Raw genomic sequence first — 19914 nt, forward strand, 5'->3', positions numbered from 1 at the left:
GCGTTCAGACGGCATTTGTCGGCGGAATGCGGCGGATTCCGTTATAATGGCGGCAATTTTAACCCGCTTGAATAAAAGGATGACAAATGAACCGTCTTTACCCCCACCCGATTATCGCCCGTGAGGGCTGGCCGATTATCGGCGGCGGTTTGGCTTTGAGCCTGCTGGTGTTGATGTGCTGCGGCTGGTGGTCTTTGCCGTTTTGGGTGTTTACCGTATTTGCATTGCAGTTTTTCCGCGATCCTGCGCGTGAGATTCCGCAAAACCCTGAAGCGGTGTTGAGTCCGGTTGACGGCCGTATCGTGGTGGTTGAGCGCGCACGCGATCCGTATCGTGATGTCGATGCTTTGAAAATCAGTATTTTTATGAACGTGTTCAACGTGCATTCTCAAAAATCGCCTGCTGATTGTACGGTAACGAAAGTGGTCTATAACAAAGGCAAATTCGTGAATGCGGATTTGGACAAAGCCAGCACGGAAAACGAACGCAACGCGGTTTTGGCGACTACGGCTTCAGGTCGTGAAATTACGTTTGTTCAAGTGGCCGGTTTGGTGGCGCGCCGTATTTTGTGCTACACCCAGGCAGGTGCGAAACTGTCCCGTGGCGAACGCTACGGCTTTATCCGCTTCGGTTCGCGCGTGGATATGTATCTGCCGGTTGACGCGCAGGCGCAAGTGGCGATTGGCGATAAAGTAAACGGCGTCAGCACTGTATTGGCGCGTTTACCGCTGACTGCGCCGCAAACTGAATCTGAGCCTGCTTTACAAACTGCTCCGGTTGAAACAGCGGCAAACCCATCTGCCGAACAGCAGCAAATTGAAGCTGCTGCTGCCAAGATTCAAGCGGCTGTGCAAGATGTGTTGAAAGATTAATTTTGCGAACTGAAATAGAAAATATCAGTACCATCATTCACACGAATGAGGAAGTTTGGTTTTTTGAATTTTTGCTAATGTTTACACCGTTATGTTCACGAAAATGGGAATCTGGAAACTTAACGTTACAGTGATTTATCGGAAACGGCTGAAACCGAACGAATTGGATTCCCGCCTGCGCGGGAATGACGACTCATTAGTTACCTAAAACTTAAAAAACAGAAACCTTTACGCCGTCATTCCCACGAAAGTGGGAATCTGGAAACTTAACGTTACAGTGATTTATCGGAAACGGCTGAAACCGAACGAATTGGATTCCCGCCTGCGCGGGAATGACGGGATCTTGGGTTTCTGCTTTTGATTTTTCTGCTTTTGCGAGAATGACGGCGTGAAAGTAAGAATGATGAAACAAAAAAAATGGGAATGATGGCATAGTGGTTTGTTCTTTGTCTTTGCCATATTTCCTAAAAAATTGATTAAAAAAAGGTTTTCAGACTGCCGTCTGAAAACCTTTTTTGTTTGCCTGTCCGATTTTAAAACTTCACATTTACACCGCCGGTAAAGCTGCGGCCCATTTGCGGCGTATCAGAGAGGAAGCTGCTGTGGGCGTAAACGGATTGGTTGAGCAGGTTGTCGGCTTTGACGTACCAATTCCACTCGCCATAGCGCGTATTGCGGCGGTAGTTTGCGCCGAGGTTGAGCATATGGTGTCCGGGCGTGCGCGTTTCGTAGCGGGCGAGTTTGTTTTGGGCGAACACGCGGTAGTAGTCCAAATTGGCATCGATGCGGTCGGTCAGCGCGGCTTTCAGGTGAACGCCGAGACGCGCAGCCGGAACGCGGGGCGCGTTCTGGTCGGCTTGTGCGATGAAGGGACGCTTGTCGTTGCCATCCCCCCTGCTGGGCAGGGATGGCAGGTTTTTCAGACGGCCTCGTACATAGTCGCCGGAAACGCCGATGCGGTAGTGCGGTGTCGGTTTGAAGTAGATTTCTCCTTCCGCGCCGTAGAAGTCGGCGCCGGATTGGTTGTAGCGCACGAGCTTCATTTCGCTGTCGTCTTCGATGGATTTGCGGCCGCGTCCGTCGTTTAAGGTTTGGGCGTAAATGTAGTTGCCGAAGCGGTTGCGGTAGAGTGCCAGATTGTATTGCCAGCGGTCGCCTTCGTAGCCCAGCGCGAGTTCGATGTTGTTGGAACGCTCTTTGTTGAGGTGTTTGTTGCCGACTTCAAAGGTATTGGTGGCGACGTGTTTGCCGTGCGCGTACAGTTCTTGCGTTGACGGCAGGCGTTCCTGATGGGAGGCGGTCAGGCTGAGTTTGTGTTGTGGCGTGAAATACCAATTGCCGGAAAGTGCGAATGAGCGGGCGGTTTGGCGGTGCGCGCCGAGGTCGGGCAGGGGGTGGTTGTAGTAGTTTTCCCGATCAATCAATGCTTTGTCGTACTGGATGGAGGCTTTTTGTTTTTCCATGCGTACGCCGCCTTCTAGCGTGAAGTTGTCCCAGTTTGCCTGTTCTACACCGAAAAAGCTGTAATGTTGCACTTTATTGTCAAGCAGCATCGGTTGTTTGACTGCTTCGGATGTGGCAGATAAAGCACTGGATTTTTGTTGTAAATATTGAACGCCCCAGCTGCCTTTCAGACGGCCTATGGGTTGGTGGCGCAACTCGATACGGGCGTTGTGTGTTTTGTTGTTGAAGAAGTTTTCTACTGCATCGCCTGCTTTTTCGTCATGGTGGTAGTCGTTGCGGTTCAGGTGCACGCGCAGGGCTTCAAAACCGGGGAGCGGCTGCTTCCATTCGGCGCGGAGTTCGTAGCGTTTGTTGCGCAGGTCTATCCACGGTCTGCCGCTGTGGGTGTGTGCGTGTGCACCGTCACCGTCGTGAGAACCGCAGCTCAAGCCCGGATTGTCGTAATCGACGTCTTCTTCGGTCAACAAGTGCGGATAAGGCCGCAAATAGCCTTTGTTAATCAAACTACTTTGCCAGATGATGTCGGCGCTGCAACCATCGTATTCGTGGCTGTGGGCAGGCAGGCCGTATTGGTCTCGGCGGTCGCTGTACGCCACGCCGATAAAGCCTTTTTCGCCTACCCAAGACAGCCCGATGCTGCCTGTTTTTGAATCGGCATGGCTGTCGGGCAGGCGTTTCAGACGGCCTTCTTCTTTTTGATAGCGCGGTACGGCGTAATCGCCTGATTTGCGGTACAAGCCTTCGGTATGCAGCACGAAGTGGTTGCCCAAGCCGATATTGATGCCTGCGGACGTCAGTTTTTCCAAATTGCCGCTGCTCAAACGCAATCCGGCTTCGCCCGATACGCCGTTTTCAGGCATTTTTTCGGGGATTTTTCCATCGGCAACATCGACCAAACCGGCTACATTGCCCGAGCTGTACAAGAGCGTAACCGGGCCGCGCAGGATTTCGACCTGTTGCGACAAGGCGCTGTCCACCATCAGGGCATGGTCGGGCGAGAAGTCCGCCATGTCGCCCGTTTCGCCGTGATGGTTCAGCACTTTAATCCGTCTGCCTGTTTGACCGCGAATAACGGGAGCAGACGCGCCGCCGCCGTATTGCGAGGCATGAATGCCCGGTACGCCGTCCAAAGCATCGCCCAAGTTGACGGCTTTTTGGCGCAAGGTATCGCCGGAGATGATTTTGTCGGAGGCGGTCGAAGCGTGCAGCAGCCCCGAAGTGGCGCGCGGACGGCTTTTACCGACGACGGTAACCTCGTCCAAGTCAACCGACTGCTCGGTTTCATGCGCTTGGGAGAGGATAGGGGTGCTGATTAAAAGAATAGATAAAACAATGGGTTTGAGTGTGGTTTGTGTCATTTTGACTTCTCTTCGCATTTCAAAAGTTTGTTATTATATAACATTACATTTTTTATATCATAAGATTTTGAGAACACTCAGAGGGCATAGGCAAAAGTTTTTCAAATGACACGGTTGTGATATTTAATGGCGTTAATTTGTATTAACCCTAATTTTAGGGAAGTGAATGATGTGAACACGAACGCCGCTATATTTGGCTATCGGATAACCAAAATTTATAAGGGCATAAAAACGGTACGTTCCCGAACGGTCGAAAAGGTGGCAAAATGGCGTACTCGTCAGAACGCGAGGCTCTGCGCCAGATTCACGAGGGCGCATCGGGCACGCTAAGATATAAGGGGGTATGGATAGGGGTATCGGAAATGCAGTTAATAATAAACAAATTATAAATCAATAGGTTAATCACAAAATGCTTTTGTTTATCGACAATTACGACAGTTTTACTTACAACATCGTCCAGTATTTCGCAGAATTGGGGCAGGAAGTTGCCGTGCGCCGCAACGATGATATTACGTTGGAGGAAATCGAGGCATTGAATCCGCAATATCTCGTTATCGGACCCGGCCCGTGTTCTCCCAAAGAAGCGGGGATTTCCGTGGCGGCGATGCGCCATTTTGCCGGCAGGCTGCCGATTATGGGCGTGTGCCTCGGGCATCAGACGATAGGCGAGGCGTTCGGCGGCAGGATAGTCCGTGCCAAAACGCTGATGCACGGTAAGGTGTCGCCCGTGTACCATTCGGGCAAGGGGATGTTTAAGGGTTTGCCCAATCCGGTTACCTGTACGCGTTATCACAGCCTCGTTATCGAACGCGGCACGTTGCCGGATTGCTTGGAAATCACGGCTTGGACGGAAGACGGAGAGATTATGGGCGTGCGCCATAAGGAATATGCCGTCGAGGGCGTGCAGTTCCACCCCGAAGCCCTCTTGACCGAACACGGACATGATATGTTGAACAATTTTTTAATCGAATTTCAAAACTTCAAACCGCAAAAAATCTGACATGATGCCGTCTGAAGCCCTTCAGACGGCATTTTCGTCCGAATATTGAACGGAGGACAAAAAATGATTACACCGCAACAGGCTATCGAACGATTAATCAGCAATAATGAGTTGTTTTACGATGAAATGACCGACTTGATGCGTCAGATTATGAGCGGACAGGTTCCGCCGGAGCAGATAGCGGCCATTTTGACAGGATTGCGTATCAAGGTTGAAACCGTTTCCGAAATTACCGCGGCTGCAGCTGTGATGTGCGAGTTTGCGACAAAAGTGCCGCTGGAGAATGTAGAGGGGCTGGTCGATATCGTCGGTACGGGCGGGGATGGCGCGAAAACCTTCAATATTTCGACAACTTCGATGTTTGTTGCCGCAGCAGCAGGCGCGAAGGTTGCCAAACACGGCGGGCGTTCCGTTTCATCTTCCAGCGGCGCGGCGGATGTGGTGGAGCAAATGGGTGCAAACCTCAACCTGACTCCCGAACAGATTGCCCAAAGTATCAGCCAGACCGGCATCGGGTTTATGTTCGCACCCAATCACCACAGTGCCATGCGCTATGTCGCCCCGGTACGACGTTCGCTCGGTTTCCGAAGTATTTTCAACATATTGGGTCCGTTAACCAATCCTGCGGGCGCGCCGAACCAGCTTTTGGGCGTGTTCCATACCGATTTGTGCGGCATTTTGTCGCGGGTCTTGCAACAACTCGGTTCTAAACACGTTTTGGTTGTTTGCGGGGAGGGCGGCTTGGATGAAATTACACTGACGGGCAAAACGCGCGTTGCCGAACTCAAAGACGGAAAAATCAGCGAATACGACATCCGCCCAGAAGATTTCGGTATCGAAACCCGCCGCAATTTAGATGAAATCAAAGTTGCCAATACTCAGGAATCTTTGTTGAAAATGAACGAGGTGCTGGAAGGAAGAGAAGGGGCGGCACGCGATATCGTATTGCTTAATACCGCCGCCGCCCTATATGCCGGAAATATCGCTGCTTCGCTTTCAGACGGCATATCTGCCGCACGGGAAGCCATCGATTCAGGTAGGGCAAAATCGAAAAAAGAGGAGTTTGTCGGTTTTACACGGCAATTTGCCTAAGCAGGCAGAATAGAATATAAAGCAACAAATGCCGTCTGAAAGGCTTCAGACGGCATTTGTGTTTCAGGGTTAAAAGAATGGAGAGGGCAATTTATTTATATAAAAACTTTTGGGGCTGTAAAGGAGCAAAGATTGCAGTTGCAACGTGTGGTAGAGTATGCCAAAAATTGAAACATTACAGTCAAAATTACGGAGATCGAATAAATGACTTTCAATCAAGAACAAGATTATTGGGCTGGCTATAAGGCAAATGAAAGAGCCTTGATTATTCAAACATGGTCAGGATTTGGGCGATATGCTCCAGACCACCTATATCCCCCCCATATCCTGCCATTGGATACCGACAATGAAACTTTAGGCACGACGGTCTTGCAAGCGTTGGCAAACAGCAGGACGTTAGACAACGAAGCTGAACGTATTGATTTTTTAAAACAGGAAAATTTTAAACCACGCTATGAGGATTGGGTTGCCAAGCTATGCGGGAACTTGGGCTATAAAACCAGACGCGCCCTATTTAAAAACATGATGAGCGGGGATATTTGGCTGCACAACGGCTGCCTGAAAATCAGCCCGAGCCGCCATGTCAAGCTGGAAGCGTGGGATGCCATTGATGCAGACGATGTGATTTTATCATTGGATAACAGCCCTGAAGAAATCGGAGCAGGTTTAAAGTTGGCATCGAGCCGCTGCCGATAATATTTGACAAAAGGTCGTCTGAAAGCTGGGAATTGGGTTCATTAGATAATAAATATAGGAGTAAATAAAAATGGCAATTTGGAATTATCGGTACTACCTTATCCCATCAGCCGCTATCAGAAATAAATTTAATGCAAATAAAGATATCATACTTGATGAGTATCGATCTAATAATTTTCAGAATTTTAATGAGAATAAAAGTTTTGAAAATTACTTTATCAATAATGATGTTATATTATTATCAATAATAAATGAAGCAAAAAAACAGCTTAAATTGAAAGAGTCTTGGGATAAAGACGCAATCATGTTTTGTGATAATTTTGGTAATAGTCTTACCGTTTGGCCAGATGATATAGAGTGTGAACTTGATTTAAGATTTGATTATACTAAATTTATTCAGAAAACCATTGATTGGGCAATAAAATATAATTGTCTACTTGTAATAGGAAAAACAGGAAATGTAGTTTCCCCTAATATAAATAATCTAATGTATGAAATAAAAGCATATTTGGAAAGCAAGCCGTGGCCCATATGAAACCTAAACTCAATAAGTAGCATGTGTGAGGAATGCACGCATGCGGTTCTCAAGGTTTGAGCCAAGAGGTCGTCTGAAACAACAAAAATACGTTTTCAGACGACCTTTCTTTCAACAAGTAGCCACAGCAATCAGACAAAAGCAACCTACATCACCTTATAAATTAAAACTGTCCAATCAACCGTAGTTCGGCAAATATGCCGAAGCCCTCAAGCGTGAAGTTGAAAAACGCGAAGGCAGAAAAATCAGCAGTTAAGAAGCGGCAATGAGAATCCGCAGGCAGATACTGCGTTGGGTGGACAAAGATTCCCAAGACGGCTATACCGACCAAAGCGTCATATCCCTTATCGGAATGAAAGGCGAAGACAAAGCCTCGGGTTATACTTGTGACTAGCGCAACTACGGCGCAAGAAATCCGCAAGCCTATAATGATCCGAAACTGTTTGAGGAATACCGCCGACAGGACAAACCCGAATACCGCAACCTGAGCTGGCTGCACAGCGGGACAAAAGACACCAAAATCAGGCAGAAGAGCGGAAAAACGAAGAGCTTGCACTGAACGTTGCCGAAGGACTGACGAGCCTTGTCAACCCCAATCCGAGGATAAAAGTCCCGATTCTTGCAGGCATCCGCAACCTGAAAAACATCAAGCCGACCGTTACCGGCAGCGATCCCTTATTGGCGGGTGCTGGGAATATCCGTATCCCTGTAAACGGCAATGTTGCGAAGGGGGCAGGATTCCGGATACGGCGTTGGCGTCGAAGAGTCATCAAAAGAATGATTTGGGAGCATCTAAAGGGCAGGCGGGTAGGTCTTCTGTACCTGAAACTGTAAAAATTAAGTTTGATAATGAAGTTGTTACTTATAAATCGAACTCAAAACACACTCCAGGCGGTTCAGGTTGGAATCCAAAAGCTGGCAAAGGACCGAAGAATTCACTTGACTTATTTATAAAGTCTAAACCAATACCATCATCTTCGACAGTTCGATTTTCAAAAGACGAATATGGAAATATTCATCGATTTTCAGGGGATCATAATAATCAATGACACTGGAATGGAAGTACAGGCGATGTCAATAATCCATTAAAATTAAAAAATAAGGTTAAATTTGATTTAAGAAATTTAGGTTGGAAAGAAAAGGTTTTAAAATGATTTTTGGAAATAAACTAGATTTTTTCGTACAAACAGACATATTAATTAGAGATGGAGATTATTGCATGGGTCCCCTTGTATTCTGGATTGATGATAAAGCATATCCAGGGGAAGGGGCCGTATTAACGTTAAACAGTGAAATAATGACTTTAAAAGATAATTTAGATAAGGCGTTACGTAAAAAGTTTCCTGGAAGTAATTTTTCATTGCATTATATTGATTTTGAAAAAGAAGAGGAAAGTGAAGAAAATATCATGTATTGTTATCTTTCGGAGCTGGGGGATTATGGTTTAAGAATGATGTGTGAGATTGTAGAGGATAAATTTAGGCTGTTTTATTCTCTGCATGAAGGGTCTTTTAAGTTGAAGGAAATTTCTTTGCAATATTATAGAAATATAATAGTTGAGTTATTCAAATTTATTTCAGTCCAATCAGCAAACCATCGCCCATATGAAACCTAAACTCAACAAGTAGCATGTGTGAGGAACGCACGCATGCGGTTCTCAAGGTTTGAGCTAAGAGGCCGTCTGAAAACCGTAAACCCGTTTCAGATAGTCTTGTTTAACACACCTAGTCAGCGGGTTACAAAGCGCGGTCAATGCCGCTGCGCACTATGCCTCCGAAGCCATAGGCAGGACATTTGGACACGGTGAAAACAAAAACGAAATCGTCCAAACTGTCGGACACTTCCTTTTAATAGCTTGGATTTTAAGTAAATGCCGTCTGAAAAGGTTTCAGACGGCATCGGTTTTTAAAAAGGCTTACGCGCCGTAAACGGGGTATTTGTCGCAGAGGGCGGTAATCTGTTTGCGGACGTTTTCCAGATTCGCTTCGTCGTCGGGATTTGCCAATACGTCGGCAACCAAGTTCGCCAATACGCGCGCGTCGGCTTCGTTAAAACCGCGTGTGGTCATGGCAGCGGAGCCGATGCGGATGCCGGAGGTAACGAATGGTTTTTCCGGATCGTTCGGAATGGCGTTTTTGTTGACGGTGATGTGCGCTTTGCCCAAAGCGGCTTCGGCGGCTTTACCGGTGATTTTCATCGGTTGTAGGTCGACGAGGAAAACGTGGCTTTCGGTGCGGCCGGAAACGATGCGCAAACCGCGTTTGACCAGTTCTTCCGCCATCGCGGCTGCGTTGGTTTTCACTTGTTTCGCGTATTGTTTGAACTCGGGTTGCAATGCTTCTTTAAACGCTACGGCTTTGGCGGCGATAACGTGCATCAGCGGGCCGCCTTGCAGGCTTGGGAAGATGGAAGAGTTCAGTGCTTTTTCGTGGGTATTGTCACGACACAAAATCACGCCGCCGCGCGGACCGCGCAGGGTTTTGTGGGTGGTGGTGGTTACGAAGTCGCAGAACGGCACAGGGTTGGGATATTCGCCACCGGCAACCAGTCCGGCGTAGTGCGCCATATCGACGAAGAGGTATGCGCCGACTTTGTCGGCGATTTCGCGGAATTTCGCCCAGTCGATTTGCAAAGCGTAGGCAGACGCGCCCGCCACAATCATTTTGGGTTTGTGTTCGAGCGCGAGGCGTTCGACTTCGGCATAATCGAGGACTTCGTTTTCATCCAAGCCGTAAGTAACGGCATTGTAGAGTTTGCCGGAAATATTGACGCTCGCGCCGTGGGTCAGGTGTCCGCCGTGCGCCAGAGACATACCCAAAATGGTGTCGCCCGGTTTTAAAACGGAAGCATATACGGCTTGGTTGGCTTGGGAACCGGAGTGGGGTTGGACGTTGGCATAGGCTGCGCCAAACAGTTCTTTTACGCGGTCGATTGCCAATTGTTCGACAATATCGACGTATTCGCAGCCGCCGTAGTAGCGTTTGCCGGGATAGCCTTCGGCGTATTTGTTGGTCAATTGCGAACCTTGCGCTTCCATCACGGCGCAACTGACGTAGTTTTCGGATGCAATCAGTTCGACGTGGTCTTGCTGCCGGCGGTCTTCTTGGGCAATGGCGGCCGCCAGTTCGGGATCATATTGGGTGATGGTTACGCTTTTTGAAAACATCTCTTGATTCCTTTGTGTGGTCAGGGTTAAGTATTGAAAATTTATGCGTAAAGCGGAAGATTGTCAACGATTTTGTCGGACGGTGGGGCGGTTTTCTGCGGGCGGTGTTGCCGTGTGTAATAAAACACTGGATAAAAATATTATATTTGTTATAATTAATGTAAAGATTCAGTTTGACTTTTTAACCGTAAACCAAGAGAGGAAAACGATATGTTCCCAGAATACCGTGATTTGATTTCCAAATTGAAACAGGAAGATTCCCACTTTGCCCGTCTGTTCGACGAACACAACGAGCTGGACGATAAAATCGCCGGTCTGGTCAACAATCCGGTTACCAGCGGCGCGGAAAACATCGATGAGCTGAAAAAAGCCAAATTGAAACTGAAAGACGAGTTGTACGCCATTCTGCAAAAAGCGGCGGGTAAATAATTCGGGTTTGAGTTTTTGAAATGCCGTCTGAAAAGTTTTCAGACGGCATTTTTGCCGTTCGGAAAGGCGGTTTTCTATCTTTTTAAGGCTGTGTACGAAATATCGGCGGCAGCGTCGGATGCGCGCTGCCGCCTTTCTTTATCGGTTAGGCAGCCTGTTTATTTTGAATGTAGGCGGTTGAGGTAATCCACTTCTTCGCGGCTGCCCATAATGACGGCGACGCGCTGGTGCAGGCTTTCGGGACGGATGCCGAGTATGTCCTGATGGGCGTTGCTTGCCGATGCGCCCGCCTGTTCGAGTATCAGGCTCATAGGGTTGGCTTCGTACATCAGGCGCAGTTTGCCGGGCTTGGCGGGGTCGCGTTTGTCTTGCGGATACATGAACACGCCGCCGCGCATCAGGATGCGGTGGATTTCGGCAACCATGCTGGCTACCCAGCGCATATTGTAGTTTTTGCCGCGCGTGCCGGTTTCGCCTGCCAAGAGTTCGTCGATGTATTGTTGGACGGGGGGCAGCCAGTGGCGGCGGTTGGACATATTGATGGCAAATTCTTTGGTACTTTCGGGTACTTTCGGTTTTTCTTTGGTCAGCACAAATTCGTTTTCGGCATTGAGCGTGAACATATATACGCCGTGTCCGAATGTGAATACGAGCTGGGTTTGAGGCCCGTAGAGGACATAGCCTGCGGCAAGCTGGTGCCGGCCGGCTTGCAAGAAGGACTCGGTTTTTAATTCGCCATCGGGTTTTTCAAGGATGGAGAAAATCGTACCGACGGAAATGTTGACATCAATATTGGACGATCCGTCTAAAGGGTCGAATAGGACGAGATAGCGTCCGTTTTCACCGGCACTTACGAAAGTGTCTTCTTCCTCGCTTGCCAAACCGGCAACGGCAGGGTTGGCTTTGAGTGTGTCAATCATAATGTTGTTGGCGATAACATCCAGTTTTTTCTGGTCTTCGCCCTGAATATTGCCTGTGCCCGCCATACCCAATACGCCGGCCAGTGCGCCGAGGCGGACTTTGGCGTTGATTTCGGTGCAGGCGGAAACAACGGACAGTAAAACGCCGCCGAGTGCTTCGGGCAGCTGGTTTTGTTGCAGGTGTTCGGGGAGGAATCGGGTCAGTGTGTCCATAGTTTGCTCGTTTCGGAAAGGTTTGTGCCGTCTGAAAGGCGGCAGGTTATTGTGGCGTATTCCTTTGGTGAGTTTTGCAGGATAGTCTAGGGGATTGTAGTGTAAAAAAACGGCATGGGGCAAGTCGGAACGCGGCAGGCGGATGAGGGGATATTTATTCTTAAAAGTGCCGACTGCCGGTATATCGTCCGGTTTTGTTTATTTGACGGGAGATGCCGTCTGAAGGGTTTCAGACGGCATTGGGGTCAGCGGATTTTGCTGTCCAACAGGTAGCGCGCGCCTTTGTCTTGCGCCAGCAGCCGTGTGAGGGCGGGGAGGTTTGCCGCCAATTGTTCCGCCAACAGATAGGGCGGATTGATGACGAACATTCCGCTGCCGTGCATACCGAAGCCGTCGGTTTTCGGCGCGTGGACGTGCAGTTCGGCGTGAAGGTAGTTGTCGGGCAGGAGTTTTTTCAATTCTTCGGGCAGCTTGCGGCTTTCTTCCCGGCTGAGGCAGGGATACCAGATGAGATAACAGCCGGACTCAAAACGTTTTAAAGCGGCTTTCAGCGTTTCCGTTACACGCCGGTAGTCCTGTTTTTCCTCATAGGGCGGGTCGATGAGGACGGCGGCGCGGCGAGGCGGGGGCGGCAGCAGGGAAATCAGCCCTTTGTAACCGTCTTCGCGCAACACTTGTCCGCGTTTGCCCAATCCTGCTTCGCCCATATTGTTTTGCAGATGGATAAAGTCGGTAGGGTGCAGCTCAAACAGGCGCAATTTGTCGCCGACGCGGGTCAGCGATTGCGCCAGCCACGGAGAACCGCAGTAAAGTTCGGGCGAGGGCAGGATTTTTTGTATGTGCGCGGCAAAGTCAGAGAGTTCGGCAGGCAGGTTTTGCGCCTGTCGGAGCAGGGCGATGCCTTGCCGGTATTCGCCGACTTTTTGTGCCTCGCCGTCTTCGAGATTGTACAAACCCGCGCCGCCGTGCGTGTCGATGTACCAGTAGGGCTTGTCTTTGCGGTTGAAATATTGCAACACTAAAAACAAGGTGAAGTGTTTGAGCATATCGGCGTGGTTGCCGGCGTGGAATGCGTGTCTGTAACTGAGCATGGTATGAAAGCCGTTTGTGCGGAAATGCCGTCTGAACGCGGAAATATGGTTTCAGACGGCATGACGTAATGGAAAACAAATGCCGAATCAGCGTTTTTCGCCGATTTTGCCTTCTTTGCCTTTAAGCAGGTTGCCGATATTGCTTTTGTGCCGCAACAGCACCAGCAAAGCAATGGCGACGGTCGCCCAAACCCACGAGACGTGCGGCATAAAGAAGGATGCGGCGACCGGTGCGGCGGTTGTGGCGACCAGCGCGGCAAGGGAGGACACCTTGAAGCCGAATGCCATCACAAGCCAAATCAACGCGCAGACCAAGGCAGTTGCAGGAGAGAGTGCCAGAAGCACGCCCAATGCCGTTGCCACGCCTTTGCCGCCCTTAAATCCGAAAAACACCGGCCACATATGCCCGACCAGCGCGGCGAGTGCGACGGCCGCGATTGCGCTGTCGGATAAACCGAGCGGTTCTTGAAGCACGCGTGCAAGCAAAACGGCAACCAAACCTTTGGCGGCATCGCCCAAGAGCGTCAGCGCGGCCGCCTTTTTTTTGCCGCTGCGTAAAACATTGGTTGCCCCCGGATTGCCCGATCCGTAGGTGCGCGGGTCGTCCATGCCGTAATATTTGGACACGATGACGGCGAAAGAAAGTGAGCCGATCAGATAGGAAACGGCGACGGCCGGTATGTTGAACATTTGCGGTACTTTACTTAGAATGGTGCGGTTATTTTAGCAAAAAACGGGGCGGATTATGGATAAAATCTTTTTGCACGGCATCAAGGCGGATACGCTTATCGGCGTGTACGGCTGGGAGCGCGAACGGTTGCAGACCCTGATTGTCGATTTGGACATCGGCGTTCCCGAGAAAGCGGGTTCGGACGACGATATTGCCAATACGGTGCATTATGCCGAGGTATGCGAAACGCTGCGCCGACATCTGAAAGAACAGGATTTCCTGCTTTTGGAAGCGTTGGCGGAATACATTGCCGATTTGGTTTTGGGATATTTCGGCGCGGTGTGGGTGCGTGTGAAAATCGTCAAGCCGGGTATTTTGGAAGGCGTGCGCGAGGTTGGCGTGGAAATCGAGCGCGGTAAGCGTGAAGATTGAACGGCAGAATAGGAAACGGAAAGGAGATATGAAGTGGATTTGAGGGAAGTAAAATTAGGCGGCGAAACCATTTACGAGAGCGGTTTCGTCAGCATCAGCAGGGATAAGGTCAGGTTGCCCAACGGCAACGAAGGGCAGCGTATCGTCATCCGGCATCCGGGCGCGGCGTGCGTGTTGGCGGTAACGGATGATGAAAAGGTCGTTTTGGTGCGGCAGTGGCGGTATGCGGCAAATCAGGCGACATTGGAACTTCCTGCGGGCAAGCTGGATGTGGCGGGCGAGGATATGGCAGCGTGTGCGCTGCGAGAATTGGCGGAGGAAACGCCTTATGTTGCCGATAGTGTACGCCTGTTGTACAGTTTTTATACGGCGGTCGGTTTTTGCAACGAAAAAATGTATTTGTTTGAGGCGGAAGGCGTACGCTTGGGCAGTACGCTTGCCAATGACGAAGACGAGATTACGGAAACCGTATTGATGTCGAAAGAAGAAGTCCGTCAGGCATTGGCAAACGATGAAATTAAAGACGGCAAGACATTAATCGGTTTGCAATACTGGCTGATGAAGGATTGACAGGGTGTTGGAGCTGCCCGCCGGAGTAAGTCGGCGGGCATTTTGTTTGGCGGATGTGGCACGATCTTTCCGGTTCCGGCTTCGGGGAAACAAGGGTTTGGATTGCCGTCGGGCGCGCCCTTTAAAGTCATTCGTGCTTTAGTAATAGGAGTAGGGTATGGTATGGTATGGGCTGATAATTACCCAAACGAACGTGATCATTTTTAAGAATAGTTAATAATGAATATCTTTGTTACTGATTTTTCTTACCGGTTTATGAGCTTATTAATTCTTTCTTATATACCGTCAATTCATTCATCGGATGATGATATTGATTTTGGCAAAAGGGTTATGATGGTTACTTTTTTTGCATTTTTAGACACAGTAATAGAGCGTTTTTTTTAATAAAAAGCCTTGGTAGGTTTATCCTGCCAAGGCTTTTTCTTTGTTATAGACCTAAAAGCCCAATTTGAATTTGAGAACGGTAATTGGCACGGGCGGTATTTAAACAACCGAAGCCGATTTATGGAAGATAAGGAAATGATATGATATCTATTTTTAAAGCTTATTACGATGTTTATGAATTTAATGGGGAACTATTAAAAAGATGTATATTTTTAGATGAAGAAAATGAAGAAAATAATGAAATAATTAAAGATAGAATATATGAATACTTAATTTATGTTTTAACAGGAGACCTTTATCTACAAAAAGACATAGATGAAAATTTAGAATTTATCCATCAAGCAGAAAATAATCCCAATGAAGTTTATTCAGGAGGTGGACAAGGTTTTTGCTGGGATATTTCTGCTGAAAAAGTAGTTTTCTATAACAACGAATTTGATGAAGAAGACGGCTGGCCTGATTTAAGCTGTTCGCTGCATACTTTTAAAACTACTTTAATTGCTTGGAATGCTTTTTTGCAATTGCCTAAAAGTATTCATTCAGTGGTGGAAACCGTGATTGAGGAATAAGCATAATGGCTTAATGAATAGAATCAGAAAGTATAGATTGGGCTGCAAATCCACGCTTATATGCTGCGCCATGATTAAGATGTTAGGACTTGTATAGTTTGTGTCAAAACCAAAGGAAGCAATTTTTTTGATTATTTGACTGCCGTCCCTATCTTCAGCCCGAGCCAAGTCAGCAGCAGCGAACCCACCGTATGTAGGAAAATATTGGCAAGTGCTGAAGCGGGACGATTCGATTGGAGCAGGGTTACGGTTTCCAGAGAAAATCCGGAAAGCGTGGTCAGGCTGCCGAGAAAACCGGTGATCAGCAGCAGCTTCCATTGCGGGTGATTGATGGTTTCGGCAAAGATGCCGATGAGCAGCGCGCCCGTCCAGTTGGCAAACAGGTTGCCCGTGGCGGGAGACATGGCGGCAGGAACGGCGAGGTTGAGCAGCCAACGCGCCGTTGCACCGAGTGCCGCACCGATGGAAAGGGGGATGATGTTGGAAAGCATGGTTTTGTCTGCCTATGCCGTCTGAAGGCTACCGCCATATGCCGCGGTCGGACTTCAGATAGCGGTTGTCGTCGAAAGTGTTGATCCAATGGGGCTTCAGTGCAACAAATATGGCAGTTGAAATGCCGCTGAGGAAGGCTTCCGCCCACGCCAGCAGAATAAAGACGGGCAGGGCGGTCGTCCACAATATTTCGGACGGAAAAGCGTTTGCGGCATCCAAAATACCGGTCAGCACCAGCCCGGTCAGCAGAATGCCGGCGGCGGAAGCGAGAAAGCCGTTGACGAAAATAAAGATGAAAATATTGGGCGGCAGGCGGTTGACCAGCATACGCGACAGGCGGTTGACGACAAGCGCGGGCAGAATCAGCACCAAAGCGTTCGGCGGATATGCGCCGACAGAACCGGCAAACAGCAGGCAGTAGGGCAGCATCAGCAGTGCGGCAAGCCAAAGGGCGGCGGAAGTGCCCACCATCAGTGCAACCAGATTGACGGCGAGCAGGTGGTAGTTCATCTGTGCAAGCTGTCCGCCGCCGGCAGAGGCGTTCAGACACCATGCTGCGGAAAAAATTACGGTACACAGGGGAAGGGCAGAACGGTAGCGGGCAAGCGAGCGGAATGCGGACGGCGCGGAAGCTGCCAGTATCAGGATAAGGACAATCCACGAAACCGACAGTACCATATCTAAAAACCAGACTGTTTGGAAAATCATGGCAATGCCGCAAAGATTAAGGGAAGGGACGGCTATTATACTGTCGGCGGGGGCAAACCGAAAGCCGAATCGGTTTCGGCAGAATTACCGACCGGTTGTTTTTTTTGGGATGGAAACACGTTAAAATAAACCCATTTAATCGTTTGTCTTGCGGGAAACGGCATATGTTTTGGATAGTTTTGATCGTTATTTTGTTGCTTGCGCTTGCCGGCTTGTTTTTTGTCCGCGCACAATCCGAACGCGAGTGGATGCGCGAGGTTTCTGCGTGGCAGGAAAAGAAAGGGGAAAAACAGGCGGAGCTGCCTGAAATCAAAGACGGTATGCCCGATTTTCCCGAACTTGCCCTGATGCTTTTCCATGCCGTCAAAACGGCAGTGTATTGGCTGTTTGTCGGTGTCGTCCGTTTCTGCCGAAACTATCTGGCGCACGAATCCGAACCGGACAGGCCCGTTCCGCCTGCTTCTGCAAACCGTGCGGATGTTCCGACCGCATCCGACGGATATTCAGACAGTGGAAACGGGACGGAAGAAGCGGAAACGGAAGAAGCAGAAGCTGCGGAGGAAGAGGCTGCCGATACGGAAGACATTGCAACTGCCGTAATCGACAACCGCCGCATCCCATTCGACCGGAGTATTGCTGAAGGGTTGATGCCGTCTGAAAGCGAAATTTCGCCCGTCCGTCCGGTTTTTAAGGAAATCACTTTGGAAGAAGCAACGCGTGCTTTAAACAGCGCGGCTTTAAGGGAAACGAAAAAACGCTATATCGATGCATTTGAGAAAAACGAAACAGCGGTCCCCAAAGTCCGCGTGTCCGATACCCCGATGGAAGGGCTGCAGATTATCGGTTTGGACGACCCTGTGCTTCAACGCACGTATTCCCGTATGTTCGATGCGGATAAAGAAGCGTTTTCCGAGTCTGCGGATTACGGATTTGAGCCGTATTTTGAGAAGCAGCATCCGTCTGCCTTTTCTGCAGTCAAAGCCGAAAATGCACGGAATGCGCCGTTCCGCCGTCATGCAGGGCAGGCGGAGGCAAAATCCCCGGATGTTTCCCAAGGGCAGTCCGTTTCAGACGGCACATCCGTCCGCGATGCCTGCCGCCGCGTTTCCGTCAATTTGAAAGAACCGAACAAGGCAACGGTTTCTGCGGAGGCGCGGATTTCACGCCTGATTCCAGAAAGTCGGACGGTTGTCGGGAAACGGGATGTCGAAATGCCGTCTGAAACCGAAAATGTTTTCACGGAAACTGTTTCGTCTGTGGGATACGGGGGACCGGTTTATGATGAAGCTGCCGATATCTATATTGAAGAGCCTGCCGCGCCGGATGCGTGGGTGGTCGAACCACCCGAAATGCCGAAAGTTTTCACGCCCGAAATCGATATTCTGCCGCCGCCTCCCGTATCGGAAATCTACAACCGTACCTATGAACCGCCGTCAGGATTCGAGCAGGCGCAACGCAGCCGCATTGCCGAAACCGACCATCTTGCCGATGATGTTTTGAATGGAGGTTGGCAGGAGGAAACCGACGCTATTGCGGATGACGGCAGTGAAGGTGTGGCAGAGCGGTCAAGCGGGCAATATTTGTCGGAAACCGAAGCGTTCGGGCATGACAGTCAGGCGGTTTGTCCGTTTGAAAATGTGCCGTCTGAACGCCCGTCCTGCCGGGCATCGGATACGGAAGCGGATGAAGGGGCGTTCCAATCGGAAGAGACCGGTGCGGTATTCGAACACCTGCCGACAACCGACCTGCTTCTGCCTCCGCTGTTCAATCCCGAGGCGACGCAAACCGAAGAAGAACTGTTGGAAAACAGCATCACCATCGAAGAAAAATTGGCGGAGTTCAAAGTCAAGGTCAAGGTTGTCGATTCTTATTCCGGCCCTGTGATTACGCGTTATGAAATCGAACCCGATGTCGGCGTGCGCGGTAATTCCGTTCTGAATCTGGAAAAAGATTTGGCGCGTTCGCTCGGCGTGGCTTCCATCCGCGTTGTCGAAACCATCCCCGGCAAAACCTGTATGGGTTTGGAACTTCCGAACCCGAAACGCCAAATGATACGCCTGAGCGAAATCTTCAATTCGCCCGAGTTTGCCGAATCCAAATCCAAGCTGACGCTCGCGCTCGGTCAGGACATCACCGGACAGCCCGTCGTAACCGACTTGGGCAAAGCACCGCATTTGTTGGTTGCCGGCACGACCGGTTCGGGCAAATCGGTGGGTGTCAACGCGATGATTCTGTCTATGCTTTTCAAAGCCGCGCCGGAAGACGTGCGTATGATTATGATCGATCCGAAAATGCTGGAATTGAGCATTTACGAGGGCATCCCCCACCTGCTTGCGCCGGTTGTTACCGATATGAAGCTGGCGGCAAACGCGCTGAACTGGTGTGTTAACGAAATGGAAAAACGCTACCGCCTGATGAGCTTTATGGGCGTACGTAATCTTGCGGGCTTCAACCAAAAAATCGCCGAAGCCGCAGCAAGGGGAGAAAAAATCGGCAACCCGTTCAGCCTCACGCCCGACGATCCCGAACCTTTGGAAAAACTGCCGTTTATCGTGGTCGTGGTCGATGAGTTTGCCGATTTGATGATGACCGCAGGCAAGAAAATCGAAGAACTGATTGCGCGCCTCGCCCAAAAAGCCCGCGCGGCAGGCATCCATCTTATCCTTGCCACGCAACGCCCCAGCGTCGATGTGATTACAGGGTTGATTAAGGCGAACATCCCGACGCGTATCGCGTTCCAAGTGTCCAGCAAAATCGACAGCCGCACGATTCTTGACCAAATGGGTGCGGAAAACCTGCTCGGGCAGGGCGATATGCTGTTCCTGCCGCCGGGTACGGCCTATCCGCAGCGCGTACACGGCGCGTTTGCTTCGGATGAAGAGGTGCACCGCGTGGTCGAATATCTGAAGCAGTTCGGCGAGCCGGACTATGTTGACGATATTTTGAGCGGCGGTATGTCCGACGATTTGCCGGGAATCGGCCGGAGCGGCGACGGCGAAACCGATCCGATGTACGACGAGGCTGTATCTGTCGTTTTGAAAACGCGCAAAGCCAGCATTTCGGGCGTGCAGCGCTCCTTGCGTATCGGCTACAACCGCGCCGCGCGTCTGATTGACCAGATGGAGGCGGAAGGCATTGTGTCCGCACCGGAACACAACGGCAACCGTACGATTCTCGTCCCCTTGGACAATGCTTGATTTTTTGCAAATGGAAATGCCGTCTGAAGACTGTTTCAGACGGCATTTTTATCGGA

Annotated in this window: 20 protein-coding genes and 1 pseudogene; 14 read left to right on the forward strand and 7 right to left on the reverse strand. The window is 49.9% G+C overall.

Going from position 1 to position 19914, the window contains the following annotated elements; all coding sequences use genetic code 11:
* Positions 1-86 precede the first annotated feature (86 nt).
* Positions 87-872: a phosphatidylserine decarboxylase gene (locus Q9I99_RS00855; RefSeq protein WP_301667761.1), complete on the forward strand. Its 786-nt coding sequence runs from the start codon at positions 87-89 to the stop codon at positions 870-872.
* Positions 873-1405: 533 nt separating this feature from the next.
* On the opposite strand, the gene znuD is transcribed toward Q9I99_RS00855, so the two are convergent.
* Positions 1406-3694 carry a TonB-dependent zinc receptor ZnuD gene (znuD, locus tag Q9I99_RS00860; protein WP_301667760.1) on the reverse strand — a complete coding sequence of 763 codons (2289 nt, stop codon included), beginning with the start codon at positions 3692-3694 and terminating at the stop codon, positions 1406-1408.
* A 409-nt stretch (positions 3695-4103) separates the two neighbouring features.
* On the opposite strand from znuD, the gene Q9I99_RS00865 reads away from it, so the two are divergent.
* From Q9I99_RS00865 to Q9I99_RS00895, 7 genes and pseudogenes are all read left to right on the forward strand, one after another.
* Entirely contained in the window at positions 4104-4694 is a 591-nt protein-coding gene (locus Q9I99_RS00865; RefSeq protein ID WP_118996911.1) for an aminodeoxychorismate/anthranilate synthase component II, read from the forward strand.
* A gap of 63 nt (positions 4695-4757) precedes the next feature.
* Complete coding sequence (gene trpD, locus Q9I99_RS00870; protein WP_301667759.1) at positions 4758-5786, forward strand: anthranilate phosphoribosyltransferase; 1029 nt, start codon at positions 4758-4760, stop codon at positions 5784-5786.
* 204 nt (positions 5787-5990) lie between these two features.
* Positions 5991-6482, forward strand: a complete 492-nt coding sequence (locus Q9I99_RS00875; RefSeq protein WP_301667758.1) for a contact-dependent growth inhibition system immunity protein — start codon at positions 5991-5993, stop codon at positions 6480-6482.
* Between the two features lie 70 nt (positions 6483-6552).
* A complete protein-coding gene (locus tag Q9I99_RS00880) occupies positions 6553-7017 on the forward strand; it encodes a hypothetical protein (protein ID WP_301667757.1) in 465 nt (154 codons plus the stop codon).
* Between the two features lie 193 nt (positions 7018-7210).
* Positions 7211-7781 (forward strand): annotated as a pseudogene (locus Q9I99_RS11515) (hypothetical protein); the annotation flags it as partial.
* A gap of 18 nt (positions 7782-7799) precedes the next feature.
* Positions 7800-8066, forward strand: coding sequence for a hypothetical protein (locus Q9I99_RS11520; protein WP_301667755.1), 267 nt, complete (start codon positions 7800-7802; stop codon positions 8064-8066).
* A gap of 80 nt (positions 8067-8146) precedes the next feature.
* The gene (locus Q9I99_RS00895; protein ID WP_301667754.1) at positions 8147-8632 is read left to right on the forward strand and encodes an immunity 42 family protein; all 486 of its coding nucleotides are present in this window, start codon (positions 8147-8149) and stop codon (positions 8630-8632) included.
* Positions 8633-8932: 300 nt separating this feature from the next.
* Here the strand turns inward: Q9I99_RS00895 and glyA are convergent, their stop codons facing one another.
* The gene (gene glyA, locus Q9I99_RS00900; protein ID WP_301667753.1) at positions 8933-10183 is read right to left on the reverse strand and encodes a serine hydroxymethyltransferase; all 1251 of its coding nucleotides are present in this window, start codon (positions 10181-10183) and stop codon (positions 8933-8935) included.
* A gap of 210 nt (positions 10184-10393) precedes the next feature.
* On the opposite strand from glyA, the gene Q9I99_RS00905 reads away from it, so the two are divergent.
* Entirely contained in the window at positions 10394-10612 is a 219-nt protein-coding gene (locus Q9I99_RS00905; RefSeq protein WP_301667752.1) for an HP1242/YdcH family protein, read from the forward strand.
* Between the two features lie 158 nt (positions 10613-10770).
* Here Q9I99_RS00905 and Q9I99_RS00910 read toward each other — a convergent pair whose 3' ends face one another.
* Complete coding sequence (locus tag Q9I99_RS00910) at positions 10771-11745, reverse strand: class 1 fructose-bisphosphatase (protein WP_301667751.1); 975 nt, start codon at positions 11743-11745, stop codon at positions 10771-10773.
* A 245-nt stretch (positions 11746-11990) separates the two neighbouring features.
* Positions 11991-12836, reverse strand: a complete 846-nt coding sequence (locus Q9I99_RS00915; protein ID WP_301667750.1) for a 23S rRNA (adenine(2030)-N(6))-methyltransferase RlmJ — start codon at positions 12834-12836, stop codon at positions 11991-11993.
* Here Q9I99_RS00915 and Q9I99_RS00920 point away from each other — a divergent pair.
* Positions 12780-12905 carry a hypothetical protein gene (locus Q9I99_RS00920; RefSeq protein ID WP_256864611.1) on the forward strand — a complete coding sequence of 42 codons (126 nt, stop codon included), beginning with the start codon at positions 12780-12782 and terminating at the stop codon, positions 12903-12905. The two genes, Q9I99_RS00915 and Q9I99_RS00920, sit on opposite strands and share 57 nt — an antisense overlap.
* Before the next feature lie 18 nt (positions 12906-12923).
* Here the strand turns inward: Q9I99_RS00920 and plsY are convergent, their stop codons facing one another.
* Positions 12924-13526 (reverse strand): glycerol-3-phosphate 1-O-acyltransferase PlsY, encoded by a 603-nt coding sequence (gene plsY / locus Q9I99_RS00925; RefSeq protein ID WP_301667749.1) that lies wholly within the window; start codon positions 13524-13526, stop codon positions 12924-12926.
* 55 nt (positions 13527-13581) lie between these two features.
* Here plsY and folB point away from each other — a divergent pair, with 55 nt between their 5' ends.
* The 3 genes from folB to Q9I99_RS00940 all read left to right on the forward strand — a co-directional run bounded on the left by folB (position 13582) and on the right by Q9I99_RS00940 (position 15461).
* The gene (gene folB / locus Q9I99_RS00930) at positions 13582-13938 is read left to right on the forward strand and encodes a dihydroneopterin aldolase (RefSeq protein WP_002213654.1); all 357 of its coding nucleotides are present in this window, start codon (positions 13582-13584) and stop codon (positions 13936-13938) included.
* A 33-nt stretch (positions 13939-13971) separates the two neighbouring features.
* A complete protein-coding gene (locus tag Q9I99_RS00935; RefSeq protein WP_118787673.1) occupies positions 13972-14508 on the forward strand; it encodes an NUDIX hydrolase in 537 nt (178 codons plus the stop codon).
* A 524-nt stretch (positions 14509-15032) separates the two neighbouring features.
* Positions 15033-15461, forward strand: coding sequence for a hypothetical protein (locus Q9I99_RS00940; protein ID WP_012221599.1), 429 nt, complete (start codon positions 15033-15035; stop codon positions 15459-15461).
* A gap of 131 nt (positions 15462-15592) precedes the next feature.
* Here Q9I99_RS00940 and Q9I99_RS00945 read toward each other — a convergent pair whose 3' ends face one another.
* A complete protein-coding gene (locus Q9I99_RS00945) occupies positions 15593-15952 on the reverse strand; it encodes a fluoride efflux transporter CrcB (RefSeq protein WP_301667745.1) in 360 nt (119 codons plus the stop codon).
* 28 nt (positions 15953-15980) lie between these two features.
* Positions 15981-16661 (reverse strand): energy-coupling factor ABC transporter permease, encoded by a 681-nt coding sequence (locus Q9I99_RS00950; RefSeq protein WP_301667744.1) that lies wholly within the window; start codon positions 16659-16661, stop codon positions 15981-15983.
* A 164-nt stretch (positions 16662-16825) separates the two neighbouring features.
* Here Q9I99_RS00950 and Q9I99_RS00955 point away from each other — a divergent pair, with 164 nt between their 5' ends.
* A complete protein-coding gene (locus Q9I99_RS00955; protein ID WP_301667743.1) occupies positions 16826-19858 on the forward strand; it encodes a DNA translocase FtsK in 3033 nt (1010 codons plus the stop codon).
* Positions 19859-19914 lie beyond the last annotated feature (56 nt).

The sequence above is a fragment of the Neisseria basseii genome (assembly GCF_962707005.1).
GTDB classification, from domain to species: domain Bacteria; phylum Pseudomonadota; class Gammaproteobacteria; order Burkholderiales; family Neisseriaceae; genus Neisseria; species Neisseria bergeri.

Coding starts and splice junctions, on each gene's coding strand:
- Q9I99_RS00855 (WP_301667761.1), top strand. CDS start 87: ATGAACCGTCTTTACCCCCACCCGATTATCGCCCGTGAGGGCTGGCCG.
- znuD (WP_301667760.1), bottom strand. CDS start 3,694: ATGACACAAACCACACTCAAACCCATTGTTTTATCTATTCTTTTAATC.
- Q9I99_RS00865 (WP_118996911.1), top strand. CDS start 4,104: ATGCTTTTGTTTATCGACAATTACGACAGTTTTACTTACAACATCGTC.
- trpD (WP_301667759.1), top strand. CDS start 4,758: ATGATTACACCGCAACAGGCTATCGAACGATTAATCAGCAATAATGAG.
- Q9I99_RS00875 (WP_301667758.1), top strand. CDS start 5,991: ATGACTTTCAATCAAGAACAAGATTATTGGGCTGGCTATAAGGCAAAT.
- Q9I99_RS00880 (WP_301667757.1), top strand. CDS start 6,553: ATGGCAATTTGGAATTATCGGTACTACCTTATCCCATCAGCCGCTATC.
- glyA (WP_301667753.1), bottom strand. CDS start 10,183: ATGTTTTCAAAAAGCGTAACCATCACCCAATATGATCCCGAACTGGCG.
- Q9I99_RS00905 (WP_301667752.1), top strand. CDS start 10,394: ATGTTCCCAGAATACCGTGATTTGATTTCCAAATTGAAACAGGAAGAT.
- Q9I99_RS00910 (WP_301667751.1), bottom strand. CDS start 11,745: ATGGACACACTGACCCGATTCCTCCCCGAACACCTGCAACAAAACCAG.
- Q9I99_RS00915 (WP_301667750.1), bottom strand. CDS start 12,836: ATGCTCAGTTACAGACACGCATTCCACGCCGGCAACCACGCCGATATG.
- plsY (WP_301667749.1), bottom strand. CDS start 13,526: ATGTTCAACATACCGGCCGTCGCCGTTTCCTATCTGATCGGCTCACTT.
- folB (WP_002213654.1), top strand. CDS start 13,582: ATGGATAAAATCTTTTTGCACGGCATCAAGGCGGATACGCTTATCGGC.
- Q9I99_RS00940 (WP_012221599.1), top strand. CDS start 15,033: ATGATATCTATTTTTAAAGCTTATTACGATGTTTATGAATTTAATGGG.
- Q9I99_RS00945 (WP_301667745.1), bottom strand. CDS start 15,952: ATGCTTTCCAACATCATCCCCCTTTCCATCGGTGCGGCACTCGGTGCA.
- Q9I99_RS00950 (WP_301667744.1), bottom strand. CDS start 16,661: ATGATTTTCCAAACAGTCTGGTTTTTAGATATGGTACTGTCGGTTTCG.
- Q9I99_RS00955 (WP_301667743.1), top strand. CDS start 16,826: ATGTTTTGGATAGTTTTGATCGTTATTTTGTTGCTTGCGCTTGCCGGC.